The organism is Bradyrhizobium sp. CCBAU 25338, from assembly GCF_028128965.1.
GTDB lineage: Bacteria > Pseudomonadota > Alphaproteobacteria > Rhizobiales > Xanthobacteraceae > Bradyrhizobium > Bradyrhizobium liaoningense.
Genome location: NZ_LFKY01000041.1, coordinates 1 through 12,350, shown reverse-complemented (window position 1 = coordinate 12,350; position 12,350 = coordinate 1). Strand labels below are relative to the sequence as shown.

Below are 12,350 nucleotides of genomic sequence, written 5' to 3'. Positions count from 1 at the left end.
ATCGTTTTCAAGTGGTGGGCGCAATCATACATCTCGGCTGCGCCGCCGGCGGGCGGGCCCTTCGCCAGAGCGTGGCGGCGCGCTCGATGAGCGCATGACAAGGCGGTAAGGCAACAGGACGCTTTTGGGAACCGGACTTCCGGCGATGGCATTGATTAGGTAATCGGCGGCCCCTCGGCCGATTTCAGCTGCCGGAACACTGACGGTTGTGAGCGGGGGGTCCATTTGCGCCGCGAGCTCCACATCGTCGAATCCTGTGATGGATAGCGCAGTCGGAACGATCAGCCCCATTTTTCGAGCCTCTGCCATGGCACCGATGGCAAGCGTGTCGGTGGTGCAGATCACCGCTGTCGTATCAGGGTGGTCGGTCAGGAGTTGACGAAGGGCGCTGCGGCCCTGGGCAAGCGAATAATCCGCCTTGATGATCTGGGTCGGCTTGAGCGGCAGGCCCGCGTCGGAGAGTGCGCGCTGAATTCCCTCGAGCCTGGCGCGGGATCTGTCGTTGGAGGTTGCAACAACATTGGCGATCGCGCCGAATCGGACATGTCCAAGCCTTAGGAGATACTGGGTCATCTCCCGGGTGGCGCTTTCGTTATCGATCCCTATCGCGGGGATACCGCCACCTGCCTTGGAAACATAGGTCGTGATGACGGGTACGCCGGCCTGTTCGATCAGGCTCCTCAGTTCACGTCCATGGGAGCCGCCAACAAGTACGATTCCATCGATGCCGCGTTCGACAAGGCTCTGCAGTTCCTGGAATTCCCGCCGCTGGTCATACTGCGAATTCGCAATGAACAGCGTGTAACCGCTTTCGCTGAGGCGGTTCTGCAGCGCCTCCACCCCTTCCGCAAAGATGCCGAGCGCCAGCGTCGGGACGATGACGCCGACAGTCCGCATGCGTCCCGATTTCAAGGCCCTGGCCGCGCTATCGCGCGTATAGGAGAGGTCATTGATATGCCGCATGACCCTGTCGCGAAGCTCCGGCCGCACGATATCGGGATGATTGAGGACGCGCGAGACGGTCGCCGGTGAGACATTTGCCTTCCGGGCGACGTCCTCGATCTTCACGCGCGGTTGCTGGCGGCCTTTGGGGTCGATGACAGGTTTCTTGTCCATCTGCTCTGGTCAATCGCGAGCAGGAGAGGGTCTCCCGCTCAAAACTTTAACCACCCCGAGTGCCACATGCTCAAGTCCTGTGTGTGGACGATCCCGCGCTATCTGTGGTCCTCCCAGCGCGGACGGCAGGTGAGCTGGTCGGGCGGCATTCGAAAAATCTGTTGATCCGCTTGACTCCGTTCGAAGGAGGGAATAATTCTGAAATCGATTTCAGAAATGAAGTAAGAAAATACCGTCATCTTCACGAAAGCCGAAGGCACGAACGTATGGTCGATCTCTTGAAGGGCATTCGTGTCCTGAGCTTCAATCACTTCCTGATGGGGCCGGTCGGGGTGCAGTTTCTGGCGGACCTCGGCGCTGACGTGATCGCCGTAGAACCTCCCGGCGGGGCCTTTCAGAGGAAATGGGGCGGAGCGGACAAGCGGGTCGACGGCCAGTCGATGTTGCTTCTCACCGGAAACCGCAACAAGCGCAGCCTCACGCTCGATCTGAAGAAACCCGAAGCCGTGGCCATTGCCAGGCAACTGATCGCGCAATCGGATGTGATCACAGAAAACTTTCGCCCGGGCGTGCTCGACAAGCTTGGCCTTGGCTATGAGAATGCAAAGAAGATCAATCCTCAGATCATCTACGCTGCCGCCTCCGGCTACGGTCCTGACGGGCCCTACGTCAATCGCCCCGGCCAAGATCTCTTGATCCAGGCGCTGTCAGGACTTGCGATGATCACCGGAAGCCGCGAGCAGGGGCCGCGGGCTGTCGGCGTTTCCGCCATCGATCATCACGGCGCTGCCTTGTTTGCGGCGGGAATTCTGGCTGCCCTGGTGAGAAAAGCGCGCACGGGGCAGGGCTGCCGCGTCGATGTCAGCCTGCTGTCGGCAGCGCTCGACCTGCAGATGGAATCTTTTACCTGCTACCTGAACGGCAAAAGGCCTGACGACGTCCGTCAGCCAGGCCCCGTAGCCGGCTGGTACTACGGAGCACCTTACGGCATCTATGCGACGCGCGATGGACACATTGCGATCTCTCTGGGATCGCTGGAGGCGCTCTCGGACGCGCTCGGCCTGCCTGCCGATCAGCGAATTCCTGACCAGGAGGCGTATCGCCGGCGGGATGAAGCCTCGGCTCTGATTGCCGCCAACGTCGCCAAGCGCTCAACCACGGAATGCATCGTCCTATTCGAAGCGCACGGAATTTGGCACGCCGCGGTCAACGACTATGCCGAGGTCGTTGTCGATCCGCAAATCGCGCACAACAAAAACTTCCAGGTCGTCGCTGGTGCAACGGGGACTCCCATCACGCTCGTCAGCCATCCCGTGCGCTACGACGGGGAGCTGCCGGACGTGCGTTTGCCGCCGCAAAAGCTTGGTGCGCAAACGGAAGAGATCCTGAAAGAGCTCGGCTATGACGCCCGGCAATTGAAGGATCTCTACGAGACGGGCGCCGTCGGCGCTGCAGAGTAGCATTATCAAACAAAAATAAGCTTCCCGAAAGAAGCACGCTTTTACACCAGGAGGGACCACGGGAATGGGACATAAACCTACTCGCGCGCGCTTTTTCGGCGACGCTTCCAGCAATGTTTACTCTTCGACGTCAGCGCAAGCGGCGATGCCGCTCGGCGGAGAGGTGAACACGTTCGTTCACGTCAGTCCCGTGTCCGATGCGCCTGAGGGGCAGATTGCCACCAGGACAATGACGGCAGGCCTCGGGGGAGGGGTTGCGCTCGAATGGTACGATTGGAACGTCTATGGCGTGATGGCGGCGTTCTTGTCGCCTCATTTCTTCCCATCGAATGATCCCACCACCTCGTTGCTCGCCGCGCTCGCCGTCTATGGAGCAGGCTTCTTCGCGCGGCCGCTGGGCGCGGCCCTGCTCGGTCCGGTCGCCGATCGCATCAGCCACAAACGGGTGATGATGATCTCGGTGACGGCGATGGCGCTGTGCTCGCTCTTGATCGCGCTTCTGCCGACTTACAGGGATATCGGGGTCGCCGCGGCGGTTGCGCTGCTTCTCCTTCGTCTTGTTCAAGGACTGGCGACCGGAGCTGAAGCCGGCGTCGCTAACGCCATCGCCATCGAGCTGGCGCCGCGCGGCCGGGAAGGGCGTTATCTGGGCCTGATCAGTGGTACGTTCATCCAGCTCGGCATCTTCGGATCCAGCATGGTGGCCTTTCTGGTGAGCGCGTCGGTCGCCCCCGAGGTGATGCGCGAATGGGCCTGGCGTCTGCCATTCGCCGTCGGCGGCGCGCTTGGCCTCTTGATCATTTATCTTCGCAGCACCCTTCCAGAAACCTTGATCAATCGCGCGATGCACCGGCAAGATGAGCTGTCGCGCATTCAGGATACGACAGGCGGTGTCTGGAAGACGCTTTGGAGCGTCCGGCTCTCCCTGCTCGCCGTCATTCTGGTAATCGGGTCGGTGCAGATCGCGAACTACGCCTGGAACACCGGTCTGCCCAACATGGCCAACACCGTGTTCAAGGAGGATAGCACGTCAGTCTACGGCATCATGACGCTGATGCTCCTGATCTGGATGTTTGCCGCACCCTTGGTTGGCGCGTTCGCCGACAAGGTCCGGCCCTCGCGCGCTTTCACGCTGCTGCGGCTGCTACTCATTCCGTGCTTCTTTCTGACGCTGGTCTATTCGGAGAAGAGCATCTCCACGTTCTTCTTTGTCACGGTGTTCGGCGGCGCCATCGTGGGCTTCAACATGGCCCTCTACAACTTTATCGCCACGACGCTGATGCCGCGTGCCGTGCGGACCACGGGGGTGGCGCTCGGCTACGCGTTGGGCGTGTCGCTGTTCGGCGGGACGTCACCCTATCTGCTCGTGTGGTTGCAACGTGAGCAGATCGCCTGGATGTTTCCTGTCTATGGATCGTTGATCGCGCTGCTCAGCGTCGTGGTCTACCAGATCGCCAGGAGGCGTGGCCGCGTCTACATCGGCGACTGACCCCCAACCTGCCTCCCCACCGCGCCTATGACGTAAAGAGAACTCTGTAGGACCAAGAATGATGTCGAGAAGCGAATATCTTTCCGCGCGGGAGCGCATGCTCACGCGCATTGCACAGACCCGGGACGCTGCACGCTCTGGCCTACCACACTGGGCGAGCACCGTGGACGGAACCTGGACGTTCACGCCCGACGGTGATTGGACTGGCGGAGCGTTCGTCGGTGAGCTCTGGCTTGCGCATCTCGCTGACCCGAGGCGGTTCTCAATCGAGGATGCGCATGCCGCGCTAAGTCGGATGTTGCCACGTGCCGAGCGGCTTACGGCCTTCAAGGGTTTCGGCTTCTATCATGCCGGCGCCCTCGGCAGCATTCTTTTTGCGGATGAAACCGCGCGCGCGGCGGCTATGACAGCAGCAAGGTCGCTCCGGGACATGTTTGATCCACGCCTCGGACTGATACCGTTGGGCGGGGATGCCGAGGAGGCAAGCGCAGTCGGAGCCTCCGAGAGCAGCATCGACTCGCTCCAGGCGATGGGCCTGCTCTATTGGGCCGCAGACGAGCTTGCCGATGCCCGGATGGAGGAGGTTGCCAATGCGCATATGCGGCGCGTCCTGGAGATCCACGTGCGGCCGGATAATTCGGTCATCCAGTCCTCCACGCTCGACCCGCACACCGGAAAGGTTCTCAGAACACACACGCACAAGGGATATAGCGATATCAGCACCTGGGGCCGGGCGCAGGGATGGGCGATGCTCTACACCGCTCACGCGGCCATGGTTCGCCCGAAAGAGCCGTTATGGCGCGATTACGCGGTGCGGGTTCTTGGCTGGTGGATCGACCATGTCCCTGCCGACCTCATTGCCTACTGGGATTTCGACGACCCGGCGATCCCCAACACCAGCAGGGATACTGCGGCCACTGCTATCGCCGCTGCCTCGGCGTTGCGGCTCGCATCCGCACTTGGTCCTGAGGAGGGCGCCAAGTATCGAGTGTTTGCAGAGCGCACAGTAACGCAGCTGTTGAAATACCTGACACCGACTGTTCCCGAAGACCGGCGCCCGCCCGGAATCCTCACCGGCGGCTGCTTCACCCGAAAGGCGATCGTGCGCGATATCGATGCGGCGGAGAATGTCGAGCTGATCTTCGGAAGCTATTTCCTGTTTGAATGTCTTGCCATCCTGACGGGGCTGCTCCCATCTGGGCGGATCTAGGAGCGATGAGCGAAACGTCCGGTCGCGATCGGCAGCATCTTCGAGCAGTCTTGCTCGGACGCCACGCCGCTCAATTTGTTCAGTAGGTTCGGCACTATCTGCTGCACTCCTTCAATGTTTCCGATCGACTGATCGAGCTCGAAAGCAACTGACTGCCTTCTGTTTGGAATCCTCTGCATGAGAAATGCGAAAACTCCCGTCTATCGCGGCCTGTTCCCGGTCGCTCCGACGCCCTTTACGAAATCCGGAGATCTCGATCTGGAAGGGCAGCGGCGCGTGCTGGATTGCATGATCGATCAAGGCGTCGACGGGATCTGCATTCTGGCCAATTATTCCGAGCAGTTCCTGCTGTCGGATCAGGAGCGCGATATTCTGGTCGATCTTTGCCTCTCGCATGTCGCGGGCCGCAAGCCCGTCATGGTGACCTGCAGCCATTTCAGTACGCAGATCGCGGCGCAACGCGCCCGCTATGCGGCCGAACGTGGCGCAAGCCTCCTCATGCTGATGCCGCCTTATCATGGCGCAAGCCTCAAGGCGGATGAAAGCGCCATGATCGCGCATTTCGGCCGCGTCGCGGACGCGGCCGGGATTCCAATCATGGTCCAGGACGCGCCGCTCTCCGGCGTTACATTGACGGTCCCTTTTCTCGTCCGGCTTGCTTGCGAGGTGCCGCTCGCCAGATATTTCAAGATCGAGGTCCCGTTTGCGGCTGCCAAGCTGCGCAGCCTGATCGAGCTCGGCGGTGAGGCCATCATCGGTCCATTTGACGGGGAAGAAGCCATCACCATGATGGCAGACCTCGATGCCGGTGCGACCGGAACGATGTCGAGCGCGCTGCTGCCCGATCTGCTTCGCCCCGTGCTCGATCATCACAAAGCGGCACGTAGGCAGGAAGCCGCTCTTGCGTATGCAAGGGTGCTGCCCCTCATCAATTTCGAGAACCGCCAGTGCGGCCTGCGCGCAGCCAAGAGCGTGATGGCTGAAGGTGGTGTGATCAAATGCGAGGCCGTGCGCCATCCGCTCGAGCAGCTCCATCCGGCGACGAGAGCTGGATTGATGGAGCTTGCGCATGAGCTCAACCCGCTGGCTCTTCACTGGGGACATTGAGGCATGAAGAATCGGGAACAAGCGCTGCAGACACAACCTGTGTACCCCCAGATCAAGATGTTCATTGCCGGGGAATGGACGGAAGGGCGGGCGGATCGCTCTGAAGAGATCCTCAATCCCGCGACCGGACAGCCCATTGGCGAGACTCCTTATGCGTCCCGCGTCGATCTTGATCGCGCCCTCGCGGCCGCCGCGGAGGGCTTCGAGATCTGGAGAAAGGTATCGGCCTTCGACCGGTACAGGATGATGCGCAAGGCCGCCGATCTCATACGCTCGCGCGCAGCCGACATCGCGTCGATCATGACGCTCGAACAGGGTAAACCGCTGAGCGAGTCGAGCGCTGAAACGCTCCTCGCCGCCGATATCATCGACTGGCTCGCCGAGGAGGGGCGCCGAGCTTATGGGCGGATCGTACCGGCGCGCTTTGGCAATGTTGCCCAGCTGGTGACCAAGGAGCCGGTCGGGCCGGTTGCGGCATTTACGCCGTGGAATTTTCCGATCAATCAGGCCGTGCGGAAGATCTCCGCAAGCCTTGCAGCCGGCTGCTCCATCATCGTCAAGGGACCTGAAGAGACGCCGGCGAGCTGCATGGAGCTGGTTCGTAGCTTCGCGGATGCGGGCTTGCCGGCCGGCGTCGTCAATCTCGTTTTCGGCGTTCCGTCCGAAGTGTCAGACTATCTTATCCGCCATCCCATCATCCGCAAAGTATCCTTCACCGGCTCGACCGTGGTCGGAAAGCATCCGCAGCCCTTGCCGGCGCCCATATGAAGCGCGCTACCATGGAGCTTGGCGGGCACGCGCCTGCCATTGTTTTCGCGGATGCCGATGTCGGGAAAGCCGCCAAAATCCTCTCGGCGAACAAGTTCCGTAACGCCGGCCAGGTCTGCGTCTCGCCGACGCGTTTTCTGGTGCATGAGAGTATCTATGAAGAGTTCGTCGACAGGTTTGTTGCCGAGGCCAGCGCGATCAAGGTTGGCAATGGCCTCGAAAGGGATAGCCGGATGGGACCGCTCGCCAACTGGCGGCGGGTCGACGCAATGGAAAACCTTGTCGCGGACGCTCTTGGTCGCGGCGCACAGTTGCGCATCGGCGGCAAGCGTATCGGCAATGCGGGATACTTCTTCGAGCCGACGGTCCTGACCGATGTTCCACTCCAAGCGCGCATCATGAATGAAGAGCCGTTCGGCCCCGTCGCCCCGATCGCGCGGTTTAAAACCTATGACGAGGTTGTCACGGAGGCCAATCGACTGCCTTACGGGCTCGCCGCCTACGCCTCCACGCGATGCGCCGCTACGATGGCCGCGATCGGGGCCGATCTTCAATGCGGCATGGTGTCGATCAATCATCATGGGCTTGGGCTTCCCGAAGTGCCTTTCGGAGGAACGAAGGAGTCGGGGTTCGGTTCGGAAGGTGGCCTCGAGGCAATCGAGGGCTATCTTCACACCAAATTTGTGAGCCAGGCGAGCTAAAACCGGAATACCAGACGCCAAACCGGCGGAGAGCGACTTCGTTCGACAGTGTCGCCGGATCGCCTCGAGCGCTCCGCCCCTTCTCCGCTGGCAGGCCGGTAAGTCTGCCGTCTCCCAAGACTTGAGCCGCTGTTGGAGAAATCCGGCAGCGATCCTTTTCTTTGCTGGACTGACACCTTCTTCTCCATTCAGGCGGGAGCAGAACGAGATACTTTGCCCAGAAAATCAGCCCGTCGTGGACAACAGTTACGTGTGCAGGAGCGCTCAAATATTCGCGCCAATGATAGCCGGCGAGCAACCACCAATACCGGCGTTTCTGTTGCAAGCGTAACGCGTTCGAATCCGCCTTGCCTGGAATGTGCTGCCGGAGGTCTTCAAGCGCGGGCAGCTCTAAGTCGAGCCGAACAAGGAGGCAAGGAAGCACCCGTGAGCGATGTGAGCTATTCGTTGCTTCCCGTCCGCGTGCCGCCCCACCAGCACCGGTTTGGATTACTCGCCAAACGCGTTACGGGTTCGAGCACGCGCTTCATGATCGCTAAACCACCGCCTGCAATCGCGAGCGCCCTGGCTCAGTCCGGTGCGCTGCACCTCCTGACACCGCCGCCGGATTCGCTTGTGCTGAGGCCTAATGTCATACTCATCGAACACGCGGCGGCACGCGCCGAAACACGGACACCAAGGCACGCGGAAAGATGGCCCCGTTGACTTATACCAAGCCGTTTACGATCGCCAAATGTGGCAGGGTCAGTTCACCTTTGCCTGCGACAACCGCGAGGTTGAATTCCTGCGCGGCAGCATCCAGGACCGACACGGAAACGGCTCTCTCGCGCGCTAGGCGCACAGCACACTCGATATCCTTTGCAGCATTTGCAATCGAGATGGCGAGTGCATCTGGTTTTTCGCCTAACAAAAAGGCGGCGAAAGCTTGGAATATTCCACTGTTAGTCGAGCCGCGACCGACCAAAGAGCGTAGCGTCACAAGATCTATCTCTAGACTATCCGCGAACTGACAGACCTCAGCGGCGACGGCAGCTATGCCCATCGTCATGCTGTTGTAAACAAGCTTGAGCTTGTGGCCGTCTCCGACATCTCCAACATGCAGAACGGTCTCGCAAAACGCAGCAAGAACGCGTTCGGCGACGGGAAAGAGTGTTGCATCCGACCCAACCATCGCGTTGAGAAGGCCCAGCTCTGCTTGCTCGGGGCTCCGTGTTACCGGAGCATCAACAAAGTTTATACCCCGGCTTCGCGCCTTTCTCGCCAATGCAATGGTCGAGGTAGGATACGAGGTCGTGCAATCAATTATCAGACCTCCTCGGCACATGTGAACAAACAGTCCATCGTGATCGAGGCACACCGTCTCGACTTCGCGGCTGGACGGTAGGGATAACACCACGACACTTACGTGCTGCGCCAATTCAGCGATCGATGTATGCTCGCGGGCCCCTCCACCTGTCAGGCGATCAGCACCGAATCGGTTCTTGTTGACTTTGATGTGGAGCTCGCTTTGGCGACGCAACAGGCTAATGCCTATACCTGTTCCCATGCGCCCCGCTCCGATAAGCCCTACGCTCTGCTTGATCGCTTTGGGAGCCGCGTTGGCTGATGATCGCTTGCTCATGATTTAGCATTCCGAAAAGAAGCCATGCTTTTGTAGGATAGGCAACAGCTCGTGATGGTTGTTGATCGTGTAATCTGGATGCGCGGCTTGCAGGCGCGACGCCGAAACAAAACCTCCGGTAATGGATATGCTTGTCAGCCCGAGATTACGCGCAATATCAGTCTCGACGGGCATATCGCCTATGATGAAGGTTGACGACGGATTCAGGCTGTACTTGTGCATATAAAGGCGAAGCCGCTCTCCTTTGCTCATCGATTTGTATTGGGTGGCGCGGCTTTCAAAGGCGATCACATCGGTGATGTAGTCATCCACGCCAAGTCTCCTCAGCTGGGACTGTAGAGGCGCGACTATGTGGTTGCTGACGATGATGAGTGGAGCGGATTCTCGGCGCGCCAACTCGAACACTCTGCGAGCGCCCTCACGTAAATCGGCTTTATCGGCAAGAGGCTCGTACGTGTCATGAAACAGTGCGCCCTCGTCACGCTCTATTGCCTCAATCTCCTCCTGCGACATTCCAAGGCTATGAAAGAGACGAGAGAGGGGAACATCACAATGCTCTCGTAAGGTGTCTATATTGATGCGCGGACGACCAAAGCGGTTCAAAATTGCGTTGGTCGTATCGAGCAGCGCGTACGTGTCATCCAGCAGTGTTCCGTTCCAGTCGAATACGAGAGCGGGTTTCATGATCCTGACCTCAGACGGGGATTGACGGAAAGAGCGGCCAGCAACGCGTCCAAGCTTCTGTCCGCGCGCTGCCGTCCAGCGGGAGTTGGCATCTCGAATGTGAAGGGTGACAAATCGATGCTGTCTAGCCTGTCAGCCAATATGGATACTAGGGCGCGGAAGGGCAGATAAGTTACCGTCGCTGCTTGGATCGCTCTCGCAATGTTGGTTTCAATGGTTCTGAGGGCTGGCAAGTCCATCCTGTGGAAGCGAAGGCACTGGGCGCGCAGTTCAGGCGGAAGTCGCTTCAATGCCTGCCAGAATGCGAGCTCATCTGGCGTGTCAATACCCATGCCGTAGTAATTTGGGGCAACTATAGGCGGCGAACCAATCGCCCAATGTACGGCTTTGGCTCCAGCGGCAAGAAGCATGGTTGTGACGGCTTGGCTGGTATCGCCTCGAATGAGTGCCTCGTCAACAACGACGATGGCTCGTCCAGCGACGCCAGCTTCCGACACTCGATACTTTTGAGCAATGCGAGATTGGCGGCCCCTGGGTCTGCCCAGCAGTGTTCGCTCAAGAAATTGCGTTGCCACTACGTCGCCACGCTCGGCACGCACGCCCTGTTCGGCGAGAGAGTCAAACAGACCATCGGCGTACGGCCCTCCAGTATTTGGCATGGAGGACACGATTGGCGGCATCAAGAGTGCCTCTGTTTGAACTCGCTCGGCAACAATTCTCCCCAAGGCGAGCCCGATGTTGTAACGGGTTTGGAGATGTGAATGGCCCTCGACCGAGGTGTTCGGACTTCCCAAATATAGAGTTTCGTAGGCGCAGAGTTTGGCTTTATATCGTCGGCTGTTCAGGGCATGGTCAACGCTGCCGCCTGTCTTGGCGTCCACGCGCCGTATGCTCCCCGGCAAGAGCTGCTGGGTCTTACCTTCCGAGCCAGCGAAGGCACAATTTTCAGAAGCAAAGAGCAACAATCCATTGTTCGTCGACATAGTCTCCAATGGGCGCAAACCGCTTCGATTGCGGTATGCAACAAGATCTCCGTTCTTATCTAGCAAAAGCGCGCTAATGGCGCCGTCTATACGATCATCCAGCTCGCGAAAGATGGCTTCGTAGTTTGCGGGCAAGCCGTGACGCCAATATTCTCGTTTGCAAGATCGTTCAATCCACCTCAGCAAGAGCTCGGCGTCAGTGTTGGTGTCTATCAGTTGGCCTTGAGCGATTAGTTCGCTTCTGAGTTCATGAGCGTTGACCAAGGCGCCATCCAGAGAAATTGCAAAATGGCGGCTAGTGCCTGCAGCGGCGGGAATTGACTGCACATCGTCGTCACCCCCACGTCCACAGGATCTGCTACGGATCTGCGCGATCGCAACATGAGGCCGAAAGCGCGACTCCTGTTCGATGCGGTCAATGCGTACTGAACTATCGGCCGATTGAAATGCCCTTCCATATCGGATCCCACGCTTTTTCATGAAAGCAGCGACTAGGACGCCTGCTTGCCCACGGAGTGCAAGTGTCGGAATCATTTTCTTCAGCTGATCAACAACACGCGGCGATGGTTCGTTTGGAGAGCAGAGAAATGCACCGGCGACACCAGACATATAACACCCAACTTCTTAAGGAGCCGATCTGGCGGGGCGCCTCCCATGTGCATATGAGGGCGGGACTTCGCTTCATCCTTAAGCAAGTGTCGTACCAGCCCTTTGGACGCACTGGCTGGCATTTCTGGAGCGAGGAGAATTGGAGGACGAGCCATTCTAGCCGTCAGGGAGGCTTCGTTCAGGCCCTCACACGTTTGTTCAAGATGCTACGGCTGTGTGCGAAAAGTGCTACACCGGAGCGAGAAGGTACGAACGCGTCAAGTCGGCGAAGGCCCTCTAATCTTCACTTATGCGCTCCATTCTGCGGCCAAGCGAGCAAAGCGGCTCTTTAGACGACCAGCACTAGATTCGGCAGATGATGCAGAGCGAGTGCATCGCGCGGTGGCGGACACACCGACGAGCCGGGGCCTCGACAGCCCAAGTGCGCCCGCCCCGTTTGCGCGACAGAGTAGCGTAGGCACCTGGCCCAGCGTTCTTTAGCCAACTCACATGTTGGTCGCCGCCGTGCGCACGCTGCTCCGACCAAGGGTTAGAGCTGGCTCCGGAAATCTGGACAGGGCGGTAAGTGGAGTTTCTGCCTGACGGCGGGCAAGATTGTCCCG

8 protein-coding genes and 1 pseudogene are annotated in these 12,350 nt (G+C 59.4%); 5 read left to right on the top strand and 4 right to left on the bottom strand.

The features are described 5' to 3' along the window. Nucleotides 1-24: 24 nt before the first annotated feature. Entirely contained in the window at nt 25-1,116 is a 1,092-nt protein-coding gene (locus ACM42_RS27045) for a LacI family DNA-binding transcriptional regulator (protein ID WP_128948345.1), read from the bottom strand. 83 nt (nt 1,117-1,199) lie between these two features. Here ACM42_RS27045 and ACM42_RS27040 point away from each other — a divergent pair, with 83 nt between their 5' ends. From ACM42_RS27040 to ACM42_RS27020, 5 genes and pseudogenes are all read left to right on the top strand, one after another. Next, a complete protein-coding gene (locus tag ACM42_RS27040; protein WP_245471725.1) occupies nt 1,200-2,576 on the top strand; it encodes a CaiB/BaiF CoA transferase family protein in 1,377 nt (458 codons plus the stop codon). A gap of 64 nt (nt 2,577-2,640) precedes the next feature. Further along, nucleotides 2,641-4,065, top strand: coding sequence for an MFS transporter (locus tag ACM42_RS27035; RefSeq protein WP_128948346.1), 1,425 nt, complete (start codon nt 2,641-2,643; stop codon nt 4,063-4,065). A 163-nt stretch (nt 4,066-4,228) separates the two neighbouring features. Continuing rightward, a complete protein-coding gene (locus ACM42_RS27030; protein WP_271530747.1) occupies nt 4,229-5,275 on the top strand; it encodes a hypothetical protein in 1,047 nt (348 codons plus the stop codon). 177 nt (nt 5,276-5,452) lie between these two features. Continuing rightward, nucleotides 5,453-6,382, top strand: coding sequence for a dihydrodipicolinate synthase family protein (locus tag ACM42_RS27025; RefSeq protein ID WP_271530746.1), 930 nt, complete (start codon nt 5,453-5,455; stop codon nt 6,380-6,382). A 3-nt stretch (nt 6,383-6,385) separates the two neighbouring features. Further along, nucleotides 6,386-7,851 (top strand): annotated as a pseudogene (locus tag ACM42_RS27020) (NAD-dependent succinate-semialdehyde dehydrogenase). A gap of 706 nt (nt 7,852-8,557) precedes the next feature. On the opposite strand, the gene ACM42_RS27015 reads toward ACM42_RS27020, so the two are convergent. The 3 genes from ACM42_RS27015 to ACM42_RS27005 are packed head-to-tail and all read right to left on the bottom strand — an operon-like array spanning nt 8,558 to nt 11,748. Continuing rightward, on the bottom strand, nt 8,558-9,472 hold the full coding sequence (locus ACM42_RS27015; RefSeq protein ID WP_128948349.1) for an NAD(P)-dependent oxidoreductase: 915 nt from the start codon (nt 9,470-9,472) through the stop codon (nt 8,558-8,560). Between the two features lie 3 nt (nt 9,473-9,475). After that, nucleotides 9,476-10,156, bottom strand: coding sequence for an HAD family hydrolase (locus ACM42_RS27010; RefSeq protein WP_128948350.1), 681 nt, complete (start codon nt 10,154-10,156; stop codon nt 9,476-9,478). Further along, a complete protein-coding gene (locus ACM42_RS27005; protein WP_271530745.1) occupies nt 10,153-11,748 on the bottom strand; it encodes a hypothetical protein in 1,596 nt (531 codons plus the stop codon). Before ACM42_RS27005 ends, ACM42_RS27010 begins: the two co-directional genes overlap by 4 nt. Nucleotides 11,749-12,350: the final 602 nt, after the last annotated feature.